Raw genomic sequence first — 23,851 nt, 5'->3', positions numbered from 1 at the left:
GAAGGGCTGTGTAGGTTGTGCCGAGCGAGAGCGAGGCACAACCAACCGCCCGCGGGTGTTGTGCTTCCTAACGTCAGCACAACCTACGGGACACTCACGGTGCCCGGACTGCGACCGACGCCACGGCGATCAAGCCGTGGAGACATCACGAAAGACTCAGGTCACAGGCCATGCTCGCGAGACTGGTGAACTTCGAAACCAAGGTGACGCTGATCGCCGACAGCGGCGTTCAGTTCCTCGACTTCGGCTTGACCCTCGCGTTGCGCAAGGCCCTGCCGGGTGAGTTCGTGGTGCAGGAGAGCAACCGCTCGCTCGCGCGTCTGCTCTACGACGAGCGCACCAACCAGCTCTACTGGCCCGACCGTCCGGGCATCCCGCTGAAGTCTCAACTGAGCGTGCCGGTGGACGACTCGGCGCGCCTGCTCGACGGCATCTGGTTGCCGGTGCCCGTGCTGCGACTGCATCCGCCGCGGCGCTTCGCGACGGGCCCCGAGACCTGGGCACGGCTGCGCCTCTTGGCCCTCTCCGCGGAGGAGTCGGCTGCGACCGATCACACCCATCGGCTCACCCTCGCCATCGACACCAACCTGCTGGCCGATGCCGAAGACCTGCGCTATCTGGCCCCGACCGAGGCCGATGTGGGCGCGGGCGCGGCCTTCGCCTTCGCGCACCGCGCCCACGAGATCGGCTGGTTTCCGGAGCTGCCCTGGGTGGCGGGCTGGATCCAGGAGGTCTTCGACGAGCGTGCCGGCCCGCGTCTGCGTCTGCCGCCCGAGGACGTGGAGGCGGAGCGCGAGCGTCTCGCCCATCACGCCCATTATCTCAACCTGCTCGCGGTCATCGGCGAGGCCGGCTGCATCCCCGAGATCAAGCTGCTCGGCAACAAGGCGACCGACGTGCAACCGGCGGTGCCGGTCGACATGGTGCTCGACGTCGGCAACTCGCGCACCTGCGGCATCTTGATCGAGCAGCACGCCAAGGAGGGCGACGTGCTCGGACGCCGCTACGAGCTGGAGCTGCGTGACCTGTCCCAGCCGCAGCACCGCTACAACGAGCCCTTCGAGAGCCGCGTCGAGCTCGCCCAGGCGACCTTCGGCAAGGAGCACTGGGCGCACAAGAGCGGACGCGCCGGGGCCTTCCTCTGGCCGACCATCGCCCGCGTCGGCCCCGAGGCCGCGCGCATGGCCGGGCGTCGGCGCGGCACCGAAGGGGCCACCGGCATCTCCAGCCCCAAACGCTATCTCTGGGACGAGGACCGCTTCGACACCGGCTGGCGCTTCAACAGCGCCTTCGTGCGCACCGAGATCGAGCCCATGGCCACGGCTGCGCCCTTCTGCAATCTCATCAACGAGGTCGGCACCGCGCTCTACACCTTGCCCGAGGCCGACCGCATGCCGGTCTTCATGCCGCACTACTCGCGCAGCGCCATGATGATGTTCATGCTGGCCGAGGTCCTGACCCAGGCGCTCTGCCAGATCAACAGCCCGGCGCAGCGGCTGCGCATGCCCACGGCCGATCTGCCGCGGCATCTGCGCACGCTCATCCTGACCATCCCGCCCTCCATGCCCAAGCAAGAGCGCGATCTCTTCGCCGAGCGGATGCACCAGGCCGTCGGGTTGGTCTGGAAGGCGTTCGGCTGGCACCCCGAGGACGCGCCGATCGAGGGTCCCGGCGCCGAGCTGGCCTGGCCTCCGTTCCCGACCATCGAGGTGCGCTGGGACGAGGCGACCTGCAGTCAGGCGGTCTATCTCTACAGCGAGATCCAGAACACCTTCGCCGGGCGTGCGGAGGAGTTGTTCGCGATGGCCGGGCGGGTCCGCGATGCCGAGACCGGGGGCAGAACCGCAGGCGAGGGGCCGCGCCTGCGGATTGCGACCGTGGATATCGGCGGCGGCACCACGGATCTCGTCATCAACGACTATCTGCTCGAAGGTGGCCGCACCGGCGCCAATCGCACCATCGTCCCCGAGCAGCGCTTTCGCGACGGCTTCAAGGTCGCCGGCGACGACATCCTGCTCGAGGTCATCGGCGCGACCCTGGTGCCGGCCCTCAAGGAGGCGGTCACCGCGGCCGGTGTGGAAGAGCCCGACGCCCTGCTCTCGCGCCTCATCGGTGCGGATCCGGTCGATGTCCAGGAGGGGATGCTCCGTCAGCAATTGGCGCTGCAGGTGCTTTACCCGGCCGGGCTCGCGGTGCTCAAGGCGTACGAACGCTTCGATCCGGTCCACGGCAGCGAGCCGCATACACTCGCGCTTTCCGAGCTGGTCGCCGAGATCAGCCCCGAGGGGCCGACCGACGCCGTCCTGGACTGGTTCGCCGGCGGCGTGCGTGACGCGACCGGCGGGACCGTCACCGGCTTCTCGCTGCTGGACTGCCCGGTTCGGCTCGATCTCGACCGCACCCACCAGTTGTTCATGGAGGAGCGGCTCGAAGTCACCCGCGCCGTGCGCTCACTGTGCGAGATCGCGCACCTCTACGATTGCGACCTACTGCTGCTGACCGGGCGCCCGTCACGCCTGCCGGGCTTCCAGGCACTGGTGCGCGCACTTCTGCCGTTGCCGCCGGATCGGATCATCGCGATGCACGACTATCGCACGGGCGCCTGGTATCCCTTCAATCGACGCGGCCGCATCGCCGACCCCAAGACCACGGCGGCGGTCGGCGCCATGCTCTGTCTGCTCGGGCAGGGGCGGTTGCCCAACTTCTCGTTCAGAGCCAACGCCTTCCGCCCCTACTCGACGATCCGCTATCTCGGCATGATCGACCGCAACCGGATGATCAAGGCCGGCGATGTCTATTACAGCGACGTGGACCTCGACGACCCCGAGTACCAATTGCCCGAGACCACCATCCCCATGACCGGGGTGATGCACATCGGTTATCGTCAACTCGCCGCCGAGCGCTGGGGCGCCCAGCCGCTCTATCTGCTCGACTTTGCCGACGACGAGGTTCGCCGTCTGCTCTACACCCAAGGCGGCGTGCTCCAGGTGCGTTTGGAGCGGATGCGCGGCGTGAATGCCGAGCGGTTCCGAGTCGCCGCCGTGGAGTTGGAAGGCGGACGCGCCTTCGGTCGCGGTGTCGTGGCCCTGAAGCTCAATACACTGACCAGCATCGGGTTCGATCAGGACAGTTACTGGCTCGACAGCGGGTCGATTTTCAGGTGAGCGCGGCCGAAGCTCTCGAAGCAAGGGGCGTGCGAATGTAGGTTGTGCCGAGCGACAGCGAGGCACAACCAACCGCCGGCGAAAGTTGTGCTTCCTATCGTCAGCACAACCTACGGCGCTGCCTTTTTATGGGTGATCAAGCGAAGAAACCATGACCGAGACATCGCACGCGTCACGCGCAGCCGACCTGATTCGCCGCAGCCGCGCCCTGTACGAGGGCAGCGGCGAGGCGATCGATTGGGTGGCCGAGACACGCCGTCACTCCCAGCGGCTCGACCGCGAGTCCGACAGCTTGACCGATAAGCTCAGGCGCACGCGCAACCTCGCCACCCGGCTCGGACGCGCCGCCGGTCGCTCGGTCAGCGTCGGCTTCTTCGGCCTGTCGCAGGCCGGCAAGTCCTATCTGATCTCCGCCCTCGCGGCAGGGGAGAGCGGCGAGCTGGAGACCCAGGTCGAGGGCCGACGGCTGAACTTCATCCAGCACGTGAACCCGCCCGGCCACGGCAAGGAGGCGACCGGGCTGGTAACGCGCTTCACCCGCCGGCCGAGCACGGCACCGCGGGGCTATCCGCTGGAGCTGTCGCTCTTCTCCGAGGTCGATCTGGCCAAGGTGCTCGGCAACGCCTTCTTCAACGACTTCGACCGCGAGCAGGTTGAGGTCGACCTCTCGCCCGGCCATCTGCGTCGACACCTCGCCGCCCTGCAGGCGCGCCGCACCGCCGCGCCAACCGGGGGCGTGAGCGAGGACGACGTGGTCGACCTGCTCGAATATTTCGAGAAACGCTTCCCCAAGACCACCGAGCAGCTCAAGGCCGACTATTGGCCGACCGCGATCGCGCTCGCACCCTATCTGGAGCCGCCTGACCGCGCCGCGCTCTTCTCCGTGCTCTGGGGCGAGGTGCGCGAGCTGACCGAGACCTATCTGGCCCTGCGCCGGGGGCTGGCCGACGCCGGTCACGCCGACGCCGCCTATGCCCCGCTCGCCGCGCTGGTGCGCACCGATGCGAGCGGCGAGCTGAGCCAGGGCGACAGCATCATGAATGTGGACATCCTGGAGCGGCTCGGGCGCGACGACGCCGACCGTATCGAGATCGTCCCGCGTCGCGGCGACACCCTGCTGCCGGCGGTTTCTCTGCCGCGCTCGCTGCTCGCGGCCCTGACGACGGAGCTGCGCTTTGTGCTCGCCGAGACGCCGCGTACCGGGCTACTGGAGCAGGTCGATCTGCTCGACTTCCCCGGCTATCGCGGACGTCTCGCGGTTGCGAATCTGGCGGAGGTGCGCAAGCAGCTCCAGGACGACCAGGTCGACCCGGTCGCCCAACTGGTGCTGCGCGGCAAGGTCGCCTTCCTCTTCGAGCGCTACACCGATGACCAGGAGATGAACCTCCTCGTACTCTGTGCCCCCTCGCACAAGCAGAGCGATGTCAAAGACCTGGGGCCGGTTCTGGAGACCTGGGTCCATGCCACTCAGGGTGCGGATCCGGCCACCCGCGCGCGCCGCGATCCGGGTCTCATCTGGGCCTTCACCATGTTCGACTTCCGCCTCAACCCCGTCCCGAGCGAGACCGAGGACCTGATGCGCAAGGGCTGGGAAGGCATGATGAAGCTCGCCCTGCTGGAACGCTTCGGCGCCTACGACTGGCTGCGTGAATGGTCGCCCGGCAAGCCCTTCGCCAACCTCTTCCTGGTGCGCAAGCCGCGCATGGCGACTGCCGTCATCGAGACCGACGAGACCGGCGAGCAGGCCATCCTGCCCGGCCAGCGTGCGCGTCTCGATCTCTTGCGGCGGACCTTCTGCGAGGATCCGACGGTTCAGAAGCATCTCGCGGACCCCCAAGCGGCCTGGGACGCCATGCTGAGCTTCAACGACGGCGGCATCGCGCGCCTCGCCGACTATCTCGGCCGGGTCGCCGCGCCCGAGGGTAAGCTCGCCCGGATCGGCGAGCAGCTCGACGCGGGGATCGAGGAGCTCGTCCGGCACCGCTTCGGACCCTATTTCCGCGCCGAGGGTGCGGCCGAGGTGGACAACAAACGCCGCCTCGCCGATCGGGTGGTCGGGGCGCTGCGTCAGCGACCCAATCGCTTCGCCGCCCTGCTCGGCGCGTTGCAGCCGCCCAAGGAGGGGCTGCGCGCGCTCTATCTGCGTGCCGACGTCGCGGCCGGCCAACCGGCACCGGCGACCTCGGCCGCCGCGCCGGATGCGGTCCGCACCCCGGCGCCCGGCGGCGACGGCGGCCTGATCGATCTGGATGCCCTGCTCGGCGGGGCCTCGTCCGGCTATCCCTCGGGTACGGACCGTGCGTCCACCAAGGGCGCCGCCGATACACCGCCCCCCGCGGCGACCAACGAGAACGCGGCACGCTTCGTCCGTGCGGTGCTCAGCTACTGGGTCGGTCACCTCAAGGCGCTGCCCGAGGATCCGCACTGGCTGCGCCACATGGGCCTGGACAAGGGCGCGCTCGAAGACCTGATCGGCGAGCTCATCACCGGCGCCGACCGCTCGGGTCTGGATCAAGCCCTGATCGGCCTGATCGACAGCGCCGAGTCCCAGACCGCGGCAATGCGCTCTCAGCTCGCCGAGCGTCAGGTCTACGTCACCGCGACGCGCATCAATCGCTTCATCGATTACCTCGGCAGCGACGACTTGGCGCCCGACGACCGCCCGCGCTCTCTGGTCGGCCAACAGCGCCCGGTCTTCGCCCCGCCCCCGCCGATCCCGCCTCGCAGCATGCCTGTGTTGCCCGCGACCCCGGTCAATTTCCCCGCGCTCTTCATCGTCGACTGGTTCGAGGCGTTCCGAGCGCTCGCCATCGCCAACGCCGGCCACGCCGCCGGGCGCGACATCTCGCCCGAGCAGAATGCCCGGCTCGGCCAGGTCCTCGCCTTGGTCGCCGGCAGCAGCCCCGGCGGGGCTGTAGGGGCGACTTGAGTCGCCCCGAACAAGGCCGGCAGCCCTGCGCAGCCCGGATGCCGATGCCTGGAAATCGCCATGACCACGCGATCCCGTCAACACATTCATACCCCAAAGACCACAGGTAGACCCGATGGCCCTGAAGATCGATCTCCACCCGGCCGGTCCGGGTTCCGCCCGGCTGCTGATCGGGGGCGCACGGCCGAGCCCCGAGACGGTCTCGCTCGCCCTGCAACGCAATGACGGGCGTTACCTGGGGCTCGATCGCCAATGGCAGATCACACCGCACTGGCACCCGATCTTCACCGCCGAGCCCTTATCCGACGGCCTCAGGCTCACCCTGGGCGCCGACCTGGTGGACAGCATCGTCGGCGTCGGCGGCGCGCCGTTGCGCGTGGTCGCCAGGCTCGACGGCGTCGAGGACGCCGGCACCCTGCGGATCCGCGGCGACTTGATCGGATCCGGCGCCGCTGCACCGCGCTCGGCATCCAGGGATCCGTTGGAGGAGACCATCAGCGTCCGCAGACCCGGAGCCGAGTCCACGCGGGACGCCGATCCTGTTTCCGACGCCGCCGACTTCTCGCTCGACCTCGAGGGTCATGCGGATCCCCGACCAGCCCCGCGCCCCGCCGCACGCTGGCCGTGGCTCGCACTCGCCGCCGTCCTGCTCTCGGCCGGCGGCGGTGTCGGCGCTTGGTGGCTCGGATGGTTCGGTGAGACACCGCTGTCGGATCCGGATGTCGCTGAGCTTGTCGAGCCGAGCCCGGCCCCTCCGCCCGCCCCGGAGGACGAGTCGGGATCGACGCAATTGGGTGAAACGATACCCCCTCCGGAACCCGATCCCAGCCTCACCGGCATCGCGCTGGCGAGCCGCTTCCTCGCCGACGGCCCGACCCCCGCGGCCATTTTCGAGCGCGCCGAGCAACTTGAGCAAGCCGGCGATTGCCCTGCCGCCTATGCCCTCTACAGCGAAGCCGCCAACGCCGATCCCACCTTCGCGGCCCGCCTTGCGCGTCGCTACGACCCGCTCTCCCATCGCCCCGGAACCTGCATCGCCGCCCCCGACATTCCCTACGCCATCGTCTACTACAGCGACGCCGCCGAAGCCGGCGACATCGAGGTCCAGCGCCGCCTCGGCCAGCTCATGGCCGAGCATGAGCCCTCCGGCCCGACCCACGAGGCGGGGCTTGGTTGGCTGCGGAAGGCGGCGGCTGGGGGTGACCAGGAAGAATCCCGATCGATTGAAAGCCTGGGCGGTGAGAGGTGATGCCATGGCCGAACGATCTGTCCAATGGATTGCATCTCATTGAAATGACTTTGTTCGAGGGCATTGCCGACGATGAGGATCACGAGAGCGGGACGATTTATGTGCTGCGCAGCCAGTCAACGCTGCCGTTGATCGTGGAGAACCGGGAGCTGATCCACAAGATCGGCGTGACCGGCATGGATGTCGGAAAGCGCATCGCCAATGCCAAGCTCGACCCGACCTTCCTCATGGCAGATGTGGAGGTGGTCGCGACCTATAAGCTGTACAACATCAACCGGACCAAGCTGGAAAACCTGATCCACCGCATCTTCGGCTCGGCACGTCTGGATATCGAGATCAAGGACCGGTTCGGGTTCCCCGTGGTTCCCAGGGAATGGTTTCTCGTACCGCGGCATGTGATTGACGAGGCCGTCGAGAAGATCCGGGACGGGACCATCACGCAGTACCTCTACGACACGGCAACCGCGGCGCTCGTGGAACGATCTGGCTGAGTCGGGTACCCGCTGACCCTGACCAACCTCTACAGCGCGCGACCGACGAGGACTCGACAGCGTCGAAAGGACGCTTGGTGCGACTGTTGCTGCGGCTTACGGATAGCCAGACTTCTCCTGCAAGACATACGAGGCGGAGATACTTCGGCGCCTCTTGCCTCTTGGCGCTCAACGCCGAGCGGTCGGGTGGTGGATGAACGATGGCAAGGACCAACCCGAGTATGCTCGCGCAAAGACCCAAATCGAGGAGCTGAAGCAGGAACTCGCGCTCAAGGACGCCATCATCAACGATCTGCGGCAGCGGTTGTTCGGCAAAAAGAGCTGCCGCTGGTCTGCCCCAACTGCGGTGCGGACATGCGCATCATCGCGTTCATCACCGATGCCGCGCCCGTCGAGCAGATTCTCACCCACATCGGTGAGCCGTCCCGCCCGCCCCGGATCACGCCCGCGCGCGGACCGCCCGCCTGGGCCGATGCTCCCGAGCCGATGCCGGACTGGGACCTCCTCAAAAAGCCTGAGCCCGACTTCGAGCTTGATCAGCGCATCGTGTGGTAGCAGCCGTCTCTCACAGAAGACGGTACAGCCCCTCTCGTCTCCCGGCGCCACGCTGCGCCGCCGATGCGAGCCCCCGCACCCCGCAACGCTCGCGCCTGCACCGCTCTCGACGGCCGTCAGCCCCGCTAACCTCCTGCCTCGGGCCAACCTGGACGCTCAGGGTGGCTTGGATTTCCTATCCGTCGGCGAGGGCACCAAGGCCGGCCGCGCCTGGCGCACCCGCGTGATCTACGAGACCAACCTGCGCACCAGCTACGCCGCCGGTCGATCGGCGCAGCTCAAGGCCGCCGGCTTTCCGTATCTGCGCTACAAGCACAACGACAACGTGATGGTCCCGCGCCCGCACCATCTGGCGCTCGACGACAAGATCTTCAGGGCCGACGATCCTTTCCTGCAGCATGCAGCGCCGCCGAACGGGTTTGGGTGCAAATGCTGGCTGGAGGGCGTCTCCGAGCGCGAGATGCGCCGTCTGGGCAAGACCGGCCCCGATGCCCCGCCCGCGGACTGGACCGCCGATGAGGGGTGGGACTATGCGTCGGGGGCGAGCGTGGGCGACGACATCAACCGACTGATCGCCGCCAAGACCGGCAAATGGCCGAACCAGATCGGCAAGGATTTCATGCAGGCGGCGGTGAATGTGCCGGAGGCGCCGGCGCTGCCACGCTATCCGACTGCCGTCGGCAGGGCGATGCAGCAGCCGATTCCGCAGGAGGCGGCTATACTGGACGACATGCCGATCGATGCGTATACCGTCGCCCAAGTCCCCGGGCGGCCCCATCACGGCTGGCTCAAGCAGCAGCGCAGGCTCACGACCGTGAAGCTGCGCAAGGCCATCAGGTCGCTGCAGAAGCAAATCGCGCTGCATGAGGCGTGGATCGCGACGCCGTATGAAAAATTTCCGGCGGATAACGCGGACCCCGACGAGGTCAAATATCACCAAGAGTACAAATGGCCCGCCGATATTGCTCGTCACCGGCAGTTGATCGAAATCCTGGAGGGTGTCATCCGTGAGCGAAACGACAAAACGTGAAGCCGCACTCGTCGTGCTCGAAGAGGTTCTGCTGGCCGCGCGGCAAGCCGGCGAGCACGCTCAAGCGGAAACCGGCGAGTTTGCGCACGGGCGCAAAGCGGCCTACTACGATGTCTTGACCGTGGCCTTAGAGCAAGCCGCGCTGCTGGGTATCGACCCGGCCGACTTCGGGATGGACGGCTTCGACCCGGATGCGTTGCTTGCCGCGCGCAAGGCGGCTTAATCGCGCCTGATGGCCGGCACCCGCATCACCATCGACCTGGACGACGCCGCCCTCCAAGCGACGCTGTCACGGCTCGCCGCGTCCGTGGCGGATCCATCCCCCGCCTTGAGCGAGATCGGCGAGCACTTGCTCAAGACCACCAAGGCCCGCTTCGGCCAAACCCAGAAGCGCGCCCCGGACGGCACGCCCTGGGCACGCAACAGCGAGACCACCATCGCGCGCAAGAGGCGGGACAATCCGCTCTATCAGACCGGCATGCTCCAAGGCCAGATGCGCTGGCAGCTCGCCGACGGCGGCCGCGCGGTGGAGGTCGGCTCCAACCGCATCTATGCCACCGTGCAGCAGTTCGGCCAGCCCAAGGGCGCGAGCGGACGCACCAAGCGCGGTGGCCCGATCCCCTGGGGCGACATCCCCGCGCGGCCTTTCCTGTGCGTCTCCGCGGACGATCGGGCGGCGATCGCGGACATCCTGAGCGACTACCTTTCGGGTGCGGGCGCAAAAGCGGCCATCTAAGGCGCCGCACCCCTTGCCCTGCCGCACCACCGCCAAGAGTTTTTAAACTACTTACAGCCAATTTTAAAACGGAAACCGACCCGCACGCGCGCTCGATCCTCCGGGCGTCTCGCGCAAGACCCGCAGGCGAGCCGAAAGCGGGTAACTCCCGTTAGCTGATCCGCTCGATGCGCCGGGGCAGGATGCCCGCCATGAGCACCCCCTCACTCCTGCACATCTTTTGCGCCGGCACCTACCAGGCGATGGCCGGGCAGAGCGTCACCCTGACGCCCGCGGATCTGGCCGAGACCGCCGCGGCTTACGATCCTGCCCGGCACGAAGCGCCCCTCGTCGTCGGTCATCCGGTCGACAACGGCCCCGCCTGGGGCTGGGTGTCCGGCCTGTCCGCGCAGGGCGAGGACCTGCGCGCCGCCCCCCCCGCGACGTCGCCGCGGAGTTTGCCGAGGCCGTGCGTGCCCGGCGCTACTCCAAGGTCTCCGCCTCATTCTGGCCCCGACCCATCCGGCCAACCCGGCGCCGGGCGTCTGGTCCCTGCGCCACGTCTGTTTTCTCGGTGCCGCGGTCCCGGCCGTGCTGGGGCTCGCCCCCGTGAGCCTGGCCGATGCCGACGAGGGCCTGGTGACGCTCGAAGCCGACCCTGCCCGGCGGAATGCGCAGACGCGGGGTAAGAAGCCCGAGGAGTTTACCTTCCTCGGCTTCACCCACTACTGCGGCAAGACCAAGAAGGGTTACTTCAAGGTCAAGCGCCGCACCAGCCGCAAGAAGCTCGGGGCCAGCCTGCGGGCGTTCAAGGAGTTGGCGCGTCGCGCCAGGCCCAAGCAGACCAAAGGAGAAATGCTCGCCCGCGCCAAGGCGCGGGTCCAGGGACACCTCAATTATTACGCCATCACGGACAATGCACGCAGTTGCTCGCGCTACGTCTATCACGCCACGCGCATTCTACGCCGATGGCTCAACCGCAAGAGCCAGCGTAAGGCGTACAACTGGAATGGCTACAACGCCGTCCTGCGGCAGGTTCAGTGGCCGCGCGTGCGTATCCGCATCGACCTGAATCCCTTTCGAAGAGCGGAGGCTTGTTGAATGACCGACCGAGGAGCCGGATGTGGGAAAGCCGCTTGTCCGGTTCCGAGAGGGGCCGGATCGCAACCTGGACCACGGGCGAGATCATGTGGCACCGCCAGGAAACTAGGCGGCAAACAGAGAACACAAACTTCCCCCTACCGTCCGGGGAGTGCCGGGCCTACTCAAAATAATCATCTAGCCGACCCCGCCCGTGGGCCTACAGTTAAGGTAGAAGAAAACACCAGAGCTGGAGACCCGGCGGGAGGAGTCGACGATGAAACTCTACGGCGGAATCGATCTGCATTCCAACAATAGCGTCGTGGCCCTTTTGGACGAAGAGGACCGCGTGGTGTATCGCAAGCGGCTGGCGAACGACGCGGCGTTGGTGCTGGAATCCCCGGCACCGTATCGCGAGGCGATCACGGGATTGGTGGTGGAATCGACGTACAACTGGTACTGACTGGTCGACGCCTTGATGGATGCGGGCTATCGGGTGCACTTGGCCAACACCGCGGCGATCGTGCAGTACAGCGGGCTGAAGTACAGCGACGACGATTCCGACGCCGCCTGGCTGGCCAAACTGCTGCGTCTTGGGCTGTTGCCGGAGGGCTGTATCCATCCCAAGGAACAGCGCGCCGTGCGTGATCTGCTGCGACGGCGCAGTCGCCTGGTCCAGCAGCATACGGCCAACGTCCTGGCGGTGCAGAACCTGTTCTCGCGCAACCGCGGGCGCTTGCCGAGCGCCAATGCGATCCGACGCCTGACGCCCGAGACCGTGGGCGAGTTGCTGCCGGATGCGCACTTGGCCCTGGCGGTGCAGAGCACCCTGCTGGCCATGCGCGGCCAAGAGGCGGCGATCGATCTGTTGGAGCGCGAGGCCTGCGCGCAAGTCAGAGGCCGGCCCGAGTACCGGCATCTGCTCGGCACCAGCGGCATTGGTCAGGTGCTGGGATTGACGATCCTGTTGGAAACCGGACCCATCGAGCGCTTTGCCCGCGTCGGCAACTATGCCTCCTACTGTCGCCTCGTCGGCAGCGAGCGGCTCTCCAACGGCAAACGCAAGGGCCGGGGCAACACCAAGAGCGGCAACAAGTATCTGGCTTGGGCCTATCTGGAGGTGGCCAACTTCGCGGTGCGTTACAACCCCGCGATCAAGCACTGGACCTGTTCAACCGCGAGGTCGTGGGCTGGTCGCTGAAGCCGCGCATGACGGCCGACCTTGTCACCGACGCGCTGACCATGGGTTGGTTTCGAGGCAAGCCGCCCCCGGGCTGATCCACCATTCCGATCGGGGGAGCCGGTACGCGAGCCATGCGTTCCAGGAAAAGCTGGCGCAGTACGGCATGGTCTGCTCGATGAGCCGCAAGGGGAACTGCTGGGACAACGCCCCGACCGAGAGCGGGTTCAACAGCTTCAAGAACGAGCGTGTCTTCGGGGAGCGCTTCGCCACCCGCGACGCCATGAAGGCCGCAGCCTTCGAGTACATCGAGGTGTTCTACAATCGCAAGCGTTTGCATTCCACCCTCGGTTACACTTCCCCGGCACTGTTTCTGAAGGACTGGATCAACACTCGGGAGGGAGAAAAACAGGTCGCATGAACCCTGCCCTTGGAAGACGAAGAACCGAGGGAAGCTCATACGTGGCCTTCCCCCCGCGCCAAAGACATCCCGCCCGGCGAGCGCTGGAATGCGGCATGGGAGGGCCACGAGTCGCGAGGCTCCAGAATCTCGCGCACGCCCACCGGCCGTTTCGTCGTCGAACCGCGACTCCGGACCGTGGCGTCGCTCGGGGACGCCGTGTCGAAACGGCTCTCCGTAACCGAGCCCGCCGCTAAGCTCCCCGATGCGGTGGCCGAAGCGACCGCCTGCTGAATCACGATCCGGAGGCGGTCGGCATCCCCGAACGCTATGCCGTGTCGAAAGCGCAATCCACGGCGTCGAACGGAGAGGGCGGGGGGATGGCTCGCCGCGGTGGGCGGTCAACGATCGGATCCGCCATCGGGTGGTCGGCGAGGGGCGCATCGTCGGCGTGCGCGAGAAGGACGTCCTCGGCATCGACTTCGCCGGGCAGCGTCGCTCCGGAGCGGATCGGATGAGGAGTCCCGCTATCGCCACCCGAGCGAGTTGTCTGCGTTCGATCATGCGGGCCGTCGGGGAGGCTCTCGTCGGCGGACCGAAAGGTGAGCTCGGCAGGCGCCGGCTTTCGGGAGCGACAATGCGTCGTGTAGTTCCGTGCGCGATCGAGGATCTTGCCGCCGCGGACCACGGTGAGCGCTCGTCCACGTGCCGTACGCGCTATCGCCCGGTGCGATCATCCGTCGATCCTGCTCGTAGTCAGAGGGTTGCTGACGCCGGGTGGCGAAGCTCTACATCGGTCGCGTCGGTATCTTCGCCTGTCGGCATTGCTATCGTCTTGCCTGCGAATGTCAGCGCGAAAGTCACAATGACCGTGCGGCGCGACGGGCGGATACCGTTCGACAACGTTTGGGATGGAAGCCCGCTATTCTGGACGGCCCCGGCTTGGGAGCGAGGGCATGCGTTGGCGGACCTTCGAGCTACTGATGGCCCAGCATGACGCTTACGTCAATGCTGCAGGCGGCGGAATGGCACAACGCTTGCCGCTGATGGAGGGATGTCTCGGTGGGACTCTTCGATATTCTGGATGCCAAAGTGGTGAATCTACTTCGCGAAACTCGATTCACCCGTCTGTTACCCGTCAGCCTAAGTAAAAGGGTTAGTCGATGCTAACCCTTTAGTTTTGATTGGCGTCCCCACGGGGGTTCGAACCCCGGTTACCGCCGTGAAAGGGCGGTGTCCTAGGCCACTAGACGATGGGGACGGTGACCGACTTCGAAGTTCCGACTGTGATCATGGTGCCGGATCCTTTTGATTGATTGGTGGAGCCAGGCGGGATCGAACCGCCGACCTCAACACTGCCAGTGTTGCGCTCTCCCAGCTGAGCTATGGCCCCGATGTCGTCGAGACGCGGAATATTACCGGTGGACTTTTCGTTTGTCCAGACTGCTTTTCATGCTTTGTTGCGGGCGGCGCGACCCAATATGCTGGGCAGCCGGGCAATGGCCCGCTCGCGGGCTTGTGCGGGGCGCGCCGCCGGTGCATCTTATGCGCGCATTAGAATCTACCCTCAAGGAGTCTACACCGATGATGCGGATCTTATTGTTTCTCGCGACCAACGCGGCGATTCTCGTCGTCATCAGCGTGGTCTTTCGGTTGCTGGGGATCGACGGGCTGCTGCTCGAGAGCGGCGGGCTCGACATGGGTGCGCTCCTGATCATGGCGGCCATCATCGGCTTCAGCGGATCGCTGATCTCGCTGTTCCTGTCAAAGATGATGGCCAAGCGTGGCATGGGCGTGCAGGTCATCGAGCAGCCGTCCACCCCGTTCGAACGCTGGTTGATGGAGACGGTCGCACGCCAGTCCCAGGCGGCCGGCATCAAGATGCCGGAGGTCGGCATCTTCGACTCGCCCGAGCCCAATGCCTTCGCTACGGGTTGGAATCGCAACGATGCCTTGGTGGCGGTCAGCACCGGACTCCTGCAGCACATGACCAAGGAAGAGGTCGAGGCGGTCGTAGGCCACGAGATCAGCCACGTCGCGAACGGCGACATGGTGACGCTGGCGCTGATCCAGGGCGTGGTCAACACCTTCGTGGTCTTCCTGGCACGCATCATCGGCCACACGGTCGACCGGGTCGTCTTCAAGAACGAAGAGGGCCACGGCATCGCCTACTTCGTCGTCTCGATCATCGCCGAGATCCTGCTCTCCTTCCTGGCGAGCATGATCGTGATGTGGTTCTCGCGTTACCGCGAGTTCCGGGCCGACGAGGGCGGGGCGCGTCTGAGCAGCCGGACCCAGATGGCCAATGCGCTGCGTGCCTTGCAGCGTGTCCACCAGCCGCATGATCTTCCGGCTGGCGAGTTCGCGGCCTTCGGCATCTCGGGGAATATCGGCGAGGGCCTGAAGGCGCTGTTCTCCAGCCATCCGCCGTTGGAGAAGCGGATCGCGGCCCTGGAGCAGGCGCGCGGCTGATCGCCGGTGGGCGGCTCGCCGAATCGAGCGGGTCGCCGCCGACCTTGGTTCTATAACGAGCGCCCGGCTTCAGCCGGGCGCTCATTTTTTTGCCGCGATCGGCGCTGTGTGTCTTCGTCGCTTGGCATGACGCGACCCGGTCGCCATCTCCTTAGGAATTGCAGAGCGGAGTGAGCTGTCTCCGAGACGGGTGGGGTCATGTGGCAAAACACAGCTGACGGCTACGGATGGGTTGCCGTGGTGCTTCACTGGCTTGTGGCCGTTTTTGTTGTCGGCCTCTTCGCGCTGGGCCTGTGGATGGTCGAGCTGACCTACTACGACGCCTGGTATCGACGGTCGACGGACATCCATAAGGGTGTCGGGATCCTCCTTTTTCTCGTCATGCTGGCTCGACTCGGCTGGCGGCTGGTGAACCCGCGTCCGGTCCCGGATCCAACGCACGCGCGCCTGGAGCGCGTTGCCGCGGCCGTCACGCATGTGCTCTTGTACGTCCTGCTGTTTGCGGTGATGACGGCGGGATATCTGATCTCGACCGCGGACGGGCGGGCCATTGATGTCTTCGGCCTCTTCAGTGTTCCGGCTACCATCGCGGGTGTGGCCGGACAGGCCGACATTGCCGGGGACGTCCATCGAGCCTTGGCGATCGCCCTGATCGTTCTGGCCGGACTTCATTCGCTTGCCGCATTGAAGCATCATTTCATCGATCGCGACCGCACGCTGTTGCGGATGCTCGGGCGCCGTACTCCGCGCCCGTCGCGGTTCGATGCACATTCGAGGAGAGGAGCATAAAAACAATGAAGATCAAAGCGTTGCCGATCGCGATCTGGTGTCTGGCCATTGCCGCCGCGATCCCTGCCGTCGCGACGGCGGCGGTCGAGCGCTATGTGATCGACACCGAGGGCGGGCATGCCTTCGTGCAGTTTCGCGTCAAGCATCTCGCCTACAGTTGGCTGTACGGCCGTTTCAACGACTTTTCGGGAACCTTCACCTACGACACCGAGGACACGAGCAACTCCGGGGTCGAGCTGACCATCAACACGGCAAGCCTGGATTCGAATCATGCCGAGCGCGACAAGCATCTCCGCGGCAAGGATTTCCTTGAGGTCGACAAGTATCCTCGAGCGTCCTTCAAGTCGACGTCCTACAAGGAGACCGGCTTCAATAACTCGGTGCTCGAGGGTGAGCTGACCCTGAAAGGCATCACCAAGCCGGTGCGGATCGAGGTGCAGCGCATCGGCAACGGGCCGGATCCCTGGGGCGGATATCGTCGCGGGTTTCAGGGTACGACGACCTTCGCGCTCAAGGATTTCGGGATCGACTACGACCTGGGGCCGGCCGCCCGAAACGTGGAGATGATTCTGTCCATTGAAGGGGTTCGGCAGTAAGTCGCAGGCGCTATGATTCTGTCACTCGCAACCATCGACGAGATCGAACCATGCACCATCGCGTCATCCTGCTCGGCCTACTTCTCCTCACGATCGTTCCGATGCCCTATGCGGGTGGATTGGGCCAGCCGATCACGGTCCATATCGTCAATCCCGGTTTCGATGAGCGCATGATCGAGGTCGTCGACAACATCTGCCGACGGGTCGTGATGTCGGCGACGCTGGCGGCGGAGTCAAGTGTCGCGGCGCATGTCTGTACTCGTGGTATAAATAAAGGAGACGTGACGGTTCGCAACACCCTGACGGGTGCGCAGCAGCGACACGCGGACATCATCGGCGACGCGCGATTGACGGCGCCTTAAACCGCGCTCGGCGCGGTATGCGATGTTTTTGGATGGGATCGGCCCCGGCAGGCATGATCACCGTCGGAGTCGGCGCGGTTTAAGAGATCAAAAAATAGATCATTTTAATCTGCGCCCCCGCAAGGGTTTGTGGATGTACCAAACATCGAGCTCACTCGAAAATGAGCATCTCGCTCTGGACGCGGTTGAGATGTCTTTGTTCGTTCGCCCTGCGTCGGGGGAACGGATCACGCAAGCAGGCCCGGGGCATCCCGGTCCAGGACGTCGATCAGATCATCCAGGCTGTTCAGATCGTAATCCGGCGGCGGCATGCCTTCGATCCAGGGACGTCCCGGGGCAAATCGACCGGTGCGCACGAGCGCGGTCCACATCCCGAGCCGCTCGGCACCTGCGATATCCGTATCCGGACGATCGCCGACCATCATGCATTCGGCCGCCGTGCAGCCGAGGATTTCGAGCGACATCTCGTAGAGCAGGGGCTCGGGCTTGCCCACGAAGGTGGGCGTCACCCCGGTTGCGGCCGCAAAGGGTGCGACCAAAGCGCCCCCGCCGGGCAGGACCAGATGACGGCCGTCGCGCATGCCGTCGACGGCGGTGTCTGGATTCGTGGCGACCAGACGGGCACCCCGACTCAGCATGAGATTGATGCCGACGGTGAGTTGCTCGAAATCAAGCCCCGGCCCTTCACCCACGACGACCACGTCGGCGCACTCGGCGTCCGGCGTACCCGCCGAGCGTAGAGCCGCGTCCAGCCCGCCGGCTCCGACAGCGAAATAACGGAATCCGGGTCGAACGTGGCTCAGCCAGCGAGCCGTGGCCAAGGCGGAGGTGATGATCCGCTCCGGCTCCGGTCGCGGCAGCCCCATCGAGCCGAAGGCGTCGGCGACCTGCTCGGGCGTGCGGATCGGGTTGTTGGTGACGAAGGCGTGGGGTGTCGATCGCAGTCGGTCGAGTAGCCGCAGCGCGCCCGGCAGTGGTCGGTCTCCGTGGAAGAGGAGACCGTCCATGTCGAGCAGCATGGCGCGGGGCCGAGGGCGTTTCATTCAGTCGTCGAGGTCGCGGGCAAGCGACTCACGGACCTCGGGTGTTGCCTCGACTTGATAGCCGTATTCCGGGTGATCGGTCCCGAGCGCGAGCTTCGCGCCCTGTTTCATCGCCGTGGCCATCGGCGCCGTCAGCTCGAAGCGCAGGAAATGCACGGCCGATGTCTTGGTTGCGTCCTCGCGTTCCATGTCCTCGTCGGCGATCGCATAGACCCGATCGAAATCGGCGATCTGGACCCACACCCGGTTCTCGATACCGCGTAGCCGCGTCAGGGCATCGCGTCGCTCGTCCACGTCCTCGTACTCGATCATGAAGGTCGCCTTCAAGTTACTCCCGTCCGGGATCAGCGGGTTGTAGGCGTCCAGCTCATCCTGGATTCCGGCCGACTCGAAGATCCGCTCGGCCCGCAGCATCTCTTGGATCTGATACTGCATGGTCAGGCGATCCTCGAAATAGAGTGTGGCATGGGCGCCGATCGCCACCTGACGATGCTTCTTGTGGGCCATCACGCGGGCGCGGAAATCACCGCGAGCCTCCGCGTACTTCTCGAGGCTGTAAAGGTCGTCTCGTGTCAAATGCATAGTCGTCTCCTAACCGATTGAGATGTCGATGCCGCCGCACTCGTGCAGGTCGTCGAATCCGGGCTGTCGCCGCTTCGCGCCGATCTCCGGCGTGTCCCCGGCTGTCCGAATGAACAGGGTCTTTTCCCACCCTGAACCGCGTCACCACCGATGTTTTCATGAACCACCAACTCCGACTCGATACGCCGGGCTTCACTGTCCCGTCGGACGCGGTTCAGCGCGGCTCAGAGCCCGTAGGCCATCCGCAGCAGACTCAGCGGATGGCGCTGCTCGCCGTCCTTGCCGAGTGCGTGCGCGATATGGGCGCCGGCCATCGGACAGTCGCTACCGAAGTGGTCCGGTGCCGCCTTCTCGACGCGGCCGGCAACCGGTCGCACGATCTTCATCGCGGAGGCGTAGTACTCCTTCTTCACCGCGTAGGTGCCGTCGTGGCCCGAGCAACGCTCGATGATCTCCACGGTCGTGTCCGGCACCAATGCCAGAATCTCACGGGTCTTCTGCCCGATGTTCTGGACCCGCTGATGGCAGGACGCCTGGTAGATAACCTTTCCGAGCGGCTTCTTGAAATCCGTGTTGAGCTTGCCGTGTTTGTGCCGGAGCATTAGGTATTCGAAGGGGTCGAAGATGTGCGCCTTGACCGCCTGCACGTCCGCGTCCTCGGGGAACATCAGGGGAAGCTCCTGTTTGAACATGAGCACACAGGACGGGACCATGGCGACGATGTCCCAGCCCTCGTCGACCAGACGCTTGAGCACCGGGATATTGGCGTCCTTCGCCGCCTTGACCGCGTTCAAGTCGCCGAGTTCGAGCTTGGGCATGCCGCAGCATTGCTCCTTCTCGGGGAGCGTGACCGGGATGCCCGAGTGCTCGAAGACGGCGATCAGGTCGGCGTTCACGCCGGGCTCGTTGTAGTTGCCGTAGCAGGTGGTGAAGAGCGCGACCTTACCGGTGGTCGGCCCGGCCGGCTCGCCGACGGCCTTGCGGCCCATACGCGCCTTTTCGGTTTTACGCAGTGTGCCGCTCACATAGGGGGGTACGCGTGCGTCCTTGTGGACACCGAGCACGGCCTCGAGTGCTTGTCGTCCGACCGCGCTGGCGTTGACTGCGTTGACCAGCCCGTTGACGACCGGGATGCCGGCCAGGGAGCCGACGGCATCCGTGCTGGTGAGGATGCGATCGCGCATCTTGACATTGCCTTGCCGGTATTTCACGGCCTTGGCACGGAGCATCAGGTGCGGGAAATCGAGGTTCCATTCGTGCGGCGGCACGTAGGGACACTTGGTCATGTAGCACAGATCGCAGAGATAACAGTGGTCGACGACCTTCCAGTAGTCGTCCTTGGCGACGCCGTCGACCTCCATCGATTCGGACCCGTCCACCAGATCGAACAGCGTCGGGAAGGATTGGCAGAGACTGACGCAGCGGCGACAGCCGTGACAGATGTCGAAGACACGCTCCAGCTCTTCATCGAGCGAAGCCTGATCATAGAAATCAGCACCTTGCCAGTCGAGCGGGTGACGGGTCGGGGCTTCGAGACTCCCCTCCCGGCTCATTGACGTCGCCATGTTGTAGCCTCCCCTGAATCGGTGGTATCCGCAGTCCAGCCGAATCGAGACCCGGCCATCACCCTTGGGTGCTTTGCCGGTTTCCATCCGCTCGCTGGATGTTCCCGAGGGCCCAGACGGACCGATCCGGACGACGGATGCCGTGATTCTCAGTCCGGACGATATCCTAACTCTAGACGGGTCGGTGTCGGCGTACCAATCGACAGAGCGAATCGACATCATCGTCGAGACGAACCGTACCGCGCCGGTTCGTCACAGCAGCTTTTCGATCGCCCTAACGACCTTGCGGTCATCCGGCTTGGTGAAGCTGACGTAATGCTCCACGAGCTTTCCGTCCCGATCGATCAGGTACTTGTAAAAGTTCCACTTCGGGTAGGGGGCGCCGGCAACGGCCAGTCGCTCGAAGAGCGGCGATGCGGCACCCTTTTTAACATTCACCTTCTCGAACATCGGGAATTCGACCGAGTAGGTCAGCCGGCAGAATTTCTCGATCTCTTCCTCGTTTCCCGGCTCCTGGTTCGCGAAGTCGTTGGACGGGAAACCCAGCACGACGAGCCCTTGGTCCTTGTACTTGCTGTAGAGGGCTTCGAGTCCTTCGTACTGCGAGGTGAAGCCGCACTTGCTTGCGGTGTTGACGATCAGAATCACCTTACCCTGGTAGGCTTCGCAGAGGTTGACGACTTCCGCGCCTGCGAGTCGACGCATCTCGATATCGAGCAAGGGCGAGCAGGTTGGGTTGGCGGCGCTTGCTGTAGAGCTCATGGCGGCGATTCCTAGTGCAAATAGTGTGGCCTTGATCATCGGGGTAAGTCTCTCCGAGCTCAGTCATGCTTCGTCCTGCTTGGTCTTTCGCGAGGTGATGCACAAAACTCCGATTACAATCCCGTTCTCGGCACGGAGGCGACGCGTCGCCTCCGTGCCGAGAACGGGAGAGGTGAGGAGAGGTGGTAAGAGTGATTTGAAAACGGGGGGCGGGCACCAACCTCCGAACCTTACTGGAGGATGTCGTTTCGAGTGTCGTTAAGTACCTCGACGATAGCGTGCGTGCGTTCACGACGACAGGATTTTTGGGATCAACGAGGAGCAGGATCGGTTATGAGCGACTGGGTAAAAGCGAAGGTGACGGGCAAGCATGCCTGGACGGACGGACTCTACAGCATGCAGTTCGACGGTCCGGTCGCCGACTTCAAGGCGGGGCAGTACATCAAGGTCGCCTTGGATATCGAGGGCGATCGCGTGGGTCGACCCTATTCGCTGGTCAATCCGCCGCAGGAACGTCCGGTGGAGATCTATTTCAACGAGGTGCCGGAAGGCCCGCTGACGCCGCGTCTGTCCGATCTGAATCCCGGCGACGAGGTCTGGCTGTCGGAGAAGCCGGGCGGCATCTTCACGCTCGACACGGTCAAGCCCACGAAGACGCTCTGGCTGCTCGCAACCGGGACCGCACTTGGTGTCTATCTCTCGATCCTGCGTTCGCGGGAGCCTTGGGATCTGTTCGAGCGCGTCGTTCTGGTCCACGGCGTACGTCAGGCCACCGATCTGACCTATGGCGAGATCCTCGCGGCGATCGCCGAGCGCCGTGGCGAGCGGTTCAGGTTCGTGCCGGCGGTGAGTCGCGAGACGGTTCCGGATGCGCTCTCGGGCCGGATCACCAATCTCTTGACGGGCGGCAGCTTGGAAGCGCACGTCGGAGCGGCCATCGACCCACACACCAGCCATGTGATGCTGTGCGGGAACTCGGCCATGATCAAGGATGTGAAGGTCATCCTCGAGGAGCGCGGTCTGGCCCGCCATAAGCGTCATGCGCCAGGGCAGTACACGACGGAGCAGTACCATTAAAAAATAGATCATTTTGGACCGCGTCCCCGCTAAGGGGTGTGGATGTGCCAAACGTCGAGCTCACTCGACAACGAGGATCCTGCTCTGGGCGCGGCTTATCCTTGGGCGATCCGGAATTCGGAGATCGGAATCGATTGCATCGACGAGCCGGATGCCCATAGATACCTCTGCGACAACGCTCGAAACGCTGGTCCGACTCTCGGCTGACGTGACCACCCGCTCGTCGCGGCGCGACAAGATCGGTCTGATTGCGGGTGTGCTCGGTCGGCTGGGCCGCGAGGAGACTGCACTCGCGGCGAGCTATCTCGCCGGGGCGATCCCGCAAGGTCGCGTCGGGGTGGGGCCGGCGCAGGTCGATGCACTCCGAGGTCTAGTTCCGGTCGAGCAGGGCCGCTTGACCCTCGGTGACCTGGATCGGACATTCGATGCACTGCTTGCCGTCAAGGGTGCCGGGGCACAGGCACACCGGCGGTCGTTGTTGCAGGGTCTGTTCGAGCAGGCCACCCGCGAGGAACAGGGATTTCTTGCCCGCCTGATGCTCGGCGAGCTGCGGCAAGGGGCGGTCGAGGGGCTGGTGATGGAGGCGGTCTCGCAGGCGGCCGGGCTGGATCCCCCAATGGTTCGGCGCGCCCTCATGCTGAGCGGCGATCCGGCCCGGGTCACGCGCACGGCCTTCGACTCCGGTGCCGCGGGGCTGCGGGCGATCGGTCTCGAGCTCTTTCGCCCGATGCTGCCGATGCTCGCCCAACCTGCCGAGGATCTCGACGACGCGCTCGACCGGATCGCCGCGCCCGATCTCGAATTCAAGCTGGACGGTGCCCGTGTGCAGGTCCACAAGTGCGGCGAGGAGGTCCGGGTCTACAGCAGGCAGGGCCATGAGGTGACTGCGGCAGTGCCCGAGATTTCGGAGCTGATCGCACCGCTTCCCGTTGCGGACCTGGTGCTCGACGGCGAGGTGCTGGCGCTGCGTGCGGACGGGCGACCGCACCCCTTCCAGACGAGCATGCGCCGCTTCGGTCGGCGGCTCGACGTCGTGCGTCTGCGCGCCGAGCTGCCGCTGAGCGTCTTCTTCTTCGATTGCATTCAATGCGACGGAACACTCATGATCGATGCCCCGGCGCGGGAGCGCTTCGCCGCACTCGCCGCGGTTGTTCCGGAGTGCGCGCTCATCCCGCGGTTGCAGCCGAGCGATGCGGCCGAGGCCCTCGCCTTTCTGGAGCGCGCACTCGCCGCGGGTCACGAGGGGATCATGGCCAAGGACCCGGCGGCCCCCTATGCGGCCGGTGCGCGCGGTCGCCAGTGGCTCAAGATCAAGCCGACGCAGACGCTCGACCTGGTGGTCCTGGCGGCGGAGTGGGGCAGCGGTCGGCGCAGCCGTTGGTTGAGCAATCTGCATCTGGGCGCACGCGACCCGGCGGGCGGCTTCGTGATGCTGGGCAAGACCTTCAAGGGCCTGACGGATGCGATGCTCATCTGGCAGACCGAGCGACTGAGTGTGCTCGCGGTGGCGCAGGAAGGCCAGGTGCTGCATGTGCGCCCCGAGCTGGTCGTCGAGATCGCCTTCAACGAGCTTCAGGAGAGTCCACAGTATCCGGGCGGGCTCGCCCTACGCTTCGCGCGTGTGAAGCGCCATCGTCCGGACAAGACTGCGGATCAGGCCGACGACATCGCGATGGTCCAAGCGCTCTTTCGACGGCAGATCGCCTATTCGGCTTGAGGTGATAGGACCGTGGGGCGACTTTAGTCGTCCAATGGCCGCCATGCGCCGTCGCGGTGCTCATTCCGGGACACCGCTAGCGGTGCAGTGTAG

General features: G+C 65.3%; 22 protein-coding genes, 2 tRNA genes and 1 pseudogene. 18 read left to right on the top strand and 7 right to left on the bottom strand.

Annotated features, from left to right (window positions below):
- Positions 1-170 precede the first annotated feature (170 nt).
- From AADX97_RS21700 to AADX97_RS21665, 8 genes are all read left to right on the top strand, one after another.
- Entirely contained in the window at positions 171-3,164 is a 2,994-nt protein-coding gene (locus AADX97_RS21700) for a virulence factor SrfB (protein ID WP_374236109.1), read from the top strand.
- A gap of 151 nt (positions 3,165-3,315) precedes the next feature.
- Positions 3,316-6,093: a putative virulence factor gene (locus AADX97_RS21695; protein WP_374236108.1), complete on the top strand. Its 2,778-nt coding sequence runs from the start codon at positions 3,316-3,318 to the stop codon at positions 6,091-6,093.
- A gap of 115 nt (positions 6,094-6,208) precedes the next feature.
- Positions 6,209-7,342: a hypothetical protein gene (locus AADX97_RS21690; protein WP_374236107.1), complete on the top strand. Its 1,134-nt coding sequence runs from the start codon at positions 6,209-6,211 to the stop codon at positions 7,340-7,342.
- Positions 7,342-7,833 carry a GIY-YIG nuclease family protein gene (locus tag AADX97_RS21685; RefSeq protein ID WP_374238543.1) on the top strand — a complete coding sequence of 164 codons (492 nt, stop codon included), beginning with the start codon at positions 7,342-7,344 and terminating at the stop codon, positions 7,831-7,833. The genes AADX97_RS21690 and AADX97_RS21685 overlap by 1 nt, the downstream gene beginning before the upstream one ends.
- A 354-nt stretch (positions 7,834-8,187) precedes the next feature.
- Positions 8,188-8,388, top strand: a complete 201-nt coding sequence (locus tag AADX97_RS21680) for a hypothetical protein (protein WP_374236105.1) — start codon at positions 8,188-8,190, stop codon at positions 8,386-8,388.
- Between the two features lie 223 nt (positions 8,389-8,611).
- A complete protein-coding gene (locus AADX97_RS21675; protein ID WP_374236104.1) occupies positions 8,612-9,418 on the top strand; it encodes a phage minor head protein in 807 nt (268 codons plus the stop codon).
- Entirely contained in the window at positions 9,396-9,641 is a 246-nt protein-coding gene (locus AADX97_RS21670; protein ID WP_374236103.1) for a hypothetical protein, read from the top strand. The genes AADX97_RS21675 and AADX97_RS21670 overlap by 23 nt, the downstream gene beginning before the upstream one ends.
- Before the next feature lie 9 nt (positions 9,642-9,650).
- On the top strand, positions 9,651-10,154 hold the full coding sequence (locus AADX97_RS21665; RefSeq protein ID WP_374236102.1) for a phage virion morphogenesis protein: 504 nt from the start codon (positions 9,651-9,653) through the stop codon (positions 10,152-10,154).
- A gap of 203 nt (positions 10,155-10,357) precedes the next feature.
- Here AADX97_RS21665 and AADX97_RS21660 read toward each other — a convergent pair whose 3' ends face one another.
- A complete protein-coding gene (locus AADX97_RS21660) occupies positions 10,358-10,495 on the bottom strand; it encodes a hypothetical protein (protein ID WP_374236101.1) in 138 nt (45 codons plus the stop codon).
- A 229-nt stretch (positions 10,496-10,724) separates the two neighbouring features.
- On the opposite strand from AADX97_RS21660, the gene AADX97_RS21655 reads away from it, so the two are divergent.
- The 4 genes and pseudogenes from AADX97_RS21655 to AADX97_RS21640 all read left to right on the top strand — a co-directional run.
- Positions 10,725-11,234: a hypothetical protein gene (locus tag AADX97_RS21655; RefSeq protein WP_374236100.1), complete on the top strand. Its 510-nt coding sequence runs from the start codon at positions 10,725-10,727 to the stop codon at positions 11,232-11,234.
- 256 nt (positions 11,235-11,490) lie between these two features.
- Positions 11,491-11,676 carry a hypothetical protein gene (locus tag AADX97_RS21650; RefSeq protein WP_374236099.1) on the top strand — a complete coding sequence of 62 codons (186 nt, stop codon included), beginning with the start codon at positions 11,491-11,493 and terminating at the stop codon, positions 11,674-11,676.
- A 15-nt stretch (positions 11,677-11,691) separates the two neighbouring features.
- Positions 11,692-12,414, top strand: coding sequence for a transposase (locus tag AADX97_RS21645; RefSeq protein ID WP_374236098.1), 723 nt, complete (start codon positions 11,692-11,694; stop codon positions 12,412-12,414).
- Positions 12,375-12,814 (top strand): annotated as a pseudogene (locus tag AADX97_RS21640) (IS3 family transposase); the annotation flags it as partial. The gene AADX97_RS21645 and the pseudogene AADX97_RS21640, both read left to right, overlap by 40 nt.
- 1,164 nt (positions 12,815-13,978) lie before the next feature.
- Here the strand turns inward: AADX97_RS21640 and AADX97_RS21635 are convergent.
- Both AADX97_RS21635 and AADX97_RS21630 read right to left on the bottom strand, forming a co-directional pair.
- Positions 13,979-14,054: transfer RNA gene (locus tag AADX97_RS21635), tRNA-Glu, on the bottom strand.
- Between the two features lie 56 nt (positions 14,055-14,110).
- A tRNA-Ala gene (locus AADX97_RS21630) sits at positions 14,111-14,186 on the bottom strand.
- Positions 14,187-14,377: 191 nt separating this feature from the next.
- On the opposite strand from AADX97_RS21630, the gene htpX reads away from it, so the two are divergent.
- The 4 genes from htpX to AADX97_RS21610 all read left to right on the top strand — a co-directional run bounded on the left by htpX (position 14,378) and on the right by AADX97_RS21610 (position 17,012).
- Entirely contained in the window at positions 14,378-15,265 is an 888-nt protein-coding gene (gene htpX, locus AADX97_RS21625) for a protease HtpX (RefSeq protein WP_374236097.1), read from the top strand.
- Between the two features lie 198 nt (positions 15,266-15,463).
- Positions 15,464-16,054, top strand: a complete 591-nt coding sequence (locus AADX97_RS21620) for a cytochrome b (protein WP_374236096.1) — start codon at positions 15,464-15,466, stop codon at positions 16,052-16,054.
- Between the two features lie 5 nt (positions 16,055-16,059).
- Positions 16,060-16,650, top strand: coding sequence for a YceI family protein (locus AADX97_RS21615; RefSeq protein ID WP_374236095.1), 591 nt, complete (start codon positions 16,060-16,062; stop codon positions 16,648-16,650).
- Between the two features lie 50 nt (positions 16,651-16,700).
- Positions 16,701-17,012, top strand: coding sequence for a hypothetical protein (locus AADX97_RS21610; RefSeq protein WP_374236093.1), 312 nt, complete (start codon positions 16,701-16,703; stop codon positions 17,010-17,012).
- A 227-nt stretch (positions 17,013-17,239) separates the two neighbouring features.
- Here AADX97_RS21610 and AADX97_RS21605 read toward each other — a convergent pair whose 3' ends face one another.
- From AADX97_RS21605 to AADX97_RS21590, 4 genes are all read right to left on the bottom strand, one after another.
- Positions 17,240-18,055 (bottom strand): HAD-IIA family hydrolase, encoded by an 816-nt coding sequence (locus AADX97_RS21605; RefSeq protein ID WP_374236092.1) that lies wholly within the window; start codon positions 18,053-18,055, stop codon positions 17,240-17,242.
- The gene (locus AADX97_RS21600; RefSeq protein ID WP_374236091.1) at positions 18,056-18,637 is read right to left on the bottom strand and encodes a DUF3501 family protein; all 582 of its coding nucleotides are present in this window, start codon (positions 18,635-18,637) and stop codon (positions 18,056-18,058) included.
- Between the two features lie 224 nt (positions 18,638-18,861).
- Positions 18,862-20,202 carry a heterodisulfide reductase-related iron-sulfur binding cluster gene (locus tag AADX97_RS21595; RefSeq protein WP_374236090.1) on the bottom strand — a complete coding sequence of 447 codons (1,341 nt, stop codon included), beginning with the start codon at positions 20,200-20,202 and terminating at the stop codon, positions 18,862-18,864.
- A 252-nt stretch (positions 20,203-20,454) separates the two neighbouring features.
- Positions 20,455-20,964, bottom strand: a complete 510-nt coding sequence (locus AADX97_RS21590) for a glutathione peroxidase (RefSeq protein WP_374236089.1) — start codon at positions 20,962-20,964, stop codon at positions 20,455-20,457.
- 333 nt (positions 20,965-21,297) lie between these two features.
- Here AADX97_RS21590 and AADX97_RS21585 point away from each other — a divergent pair, with 333 nt between their 5' ends.
- Both AADX97_RS21585 and AADX97_RS21580 read left to right on the top strand, forming a co-directional pair.
- On the top strand, positions 21,298-22,041 hold the full coding sequence (locus tag AADX97_RS21585) for a ferredoxin--NADP reductase (protein WP_374236088.1): 744 nt from the start codon (positions 21,298-21,300) through the stop codon (positions 22,039-22,041).
- 151 nt (positions 22,042-22,192) lie between these two features.
- Positions 22,193-23,758, top strand: a complete 1,566-nt coding sequence (locus AADX97_RS21580; protein ID WP_374236087.1) for an ATP-dependent DNA ligase — start codon at positions 22,193-22,195, stop codon at positions 23,756-23,758.
- Positions 23,759-23,851: the final 93 nt, after the last annotated feature.

The sequence above is a fragment of the Thiocapsa sp. C2-2m genome, from assembly GCF_041903745.1.
GTDB classification, from domain to species: Bacteria; Pseudomonadota; Gammaproteobacteria; order Chromatiales; family Chromatiaceae; genus Thiocapsa; species Thiocapsa roseilacustris.
The sequence above is the reverse complement of the archived record's forward strand: the minus strand, read 5'-3'. Positions and strand labels throughout refer to the sequence as shown.

Excerpts from the sequence above, each read along its gene's own strand:
- AADX97_RS21590 (WP_374236089.1), bottom strand. The coding sequence starts at position 20,964 with ATGAGCTCTACAGCAAGCGCCGCCAACCCAACCTGCTCGCCCTTGCTC.
- AADX97_RS21695 (WP_374236108.1), top strand. The coding sequence starts at position 3,316 with ATGACCGAGACATCGCACGCGTCACGCGCAGCCGACCTGATTCGCCGC.
- AADX97_RS21645 (WP_374236098.1), top strand. The coding sequence starts at position 11,692 with ATGGATGCGGGCTATCGGGTGCACTTGGCCAACACCGCGGCGATCGTG.
- AADX97_RS21685 (WP_374238543.1), top strand. The coding sequence starts at position 7,342 with ATGCCATGGCCGAACGATCTGTCCAATGGATTGCATCTCATTGAAATG.
- AADX97_RS21605 (WP_374236092.1), bottom strand. The coding sequence starts at position 18,055 with ATGAAACGCCCTCGGCCCCGCGCCATGCTGCTCGACATGGACGGTCTC.
- AADX97_RS21580 (WP_374236087.1), top strand. The coding sequence starts at position 22,193 with ATGCCCATAGATACCTCTGCGACAACGCTCGAAACGCTGGTCCGACTC.
- AADX97_RS21595 (WP_374236090.1), bottom strand. The coding sequence starts at position 20,202 with ATGGCGACGTCAATGAGCCGGGAGGGGAGTCTCGAAGCCCCGACCCGT.
- AADX97_RS21615 (WP_374236095.1), top strand. The coding sequence starts at position 16,060 with ATGAAGATCAAAGCGTTGCCGATCGCGATCTGGTGTCTGGCCATTGCC.
- AADX97_RS21620 (WP_374236096.1), top strand. The coding sequence starts at position 15,464 with ATGTGGCAAAACACAGCTGACGGCTACGGATGGGTTGCCGTGGTGCTT.
- AADX97_RS21600 (WP_374236091.1), bottom strand. The coding sequence starts at position 18,637 with ATGCATTTGACACGAGACGACCTTTACAGCCTCGAGAAGTACGCGGAG.
- AADX97_RS21700 (WP_374236109.1), top strand. The coding sequence starts at position 171 with ATGCTCGCGAGACTGGTGAACTTCGAAACCAAGGTGACGCTGATCGCC.
- AADX97_RS21660 (WP_374236101.1), bottom strand. The coding sequence starts at position 10,495 with ATGACCGACGACGAGGGGCGCTTCGTGCCGGGCAGGATCGTAAGCCGC.
- AADX97_RS21680 (WP_374236105.1), top strand. The coding sequence starts at position 8,188 with ATGCGCATCATCGCGTTCATCACCGATGCCGCGCCCGTCGAGCAGATT.
- htpX (WP_374236097.1), top strand. The coding sequence starts at position 14,378 with ATGATGCGGATCTTATTGTTTCTCGCGACCAACGCGGCGATTCTCGTC.
- AADX97_RS21690 (WP_374236107.1), top strand. The coding sequence starts at position 6,209 with ATGGCCCTGAAGATCGATCTCCACCCGGCCGGTCCGGGTTCCGCCCGG.
- AADX97_RS21585 (WP_374236088.1), top strand. The coding sequence starts at position 21,298 with ATGAGCGACTGGGTAAAAGCGAAGGTGACGGGCAAGCATGCCTGGACG.
- AADX97_RS21610 (WP_374236093.1), top strand. The coding sequence starts at position 16,701 with ATGCACCATCGCGTCATCCTGCTCGGCCTACTTCTCCTCACGATCGTT.
- AADX97_RS21650 (WP_374236099.1), top strand. The coding sequence starts at position 11,491 with ATGAAACTCTACGGCGGAATCGATCTGCATTCCAACAATAGCGTCGTG.
- AADX97_RS21665 (WP_374236102.1), top strand. The coding sequence starts at position 9,651 with ATGGCCGGCACCCGCATCACCATCGACCTGGACGACGCCGCCCTCCAA.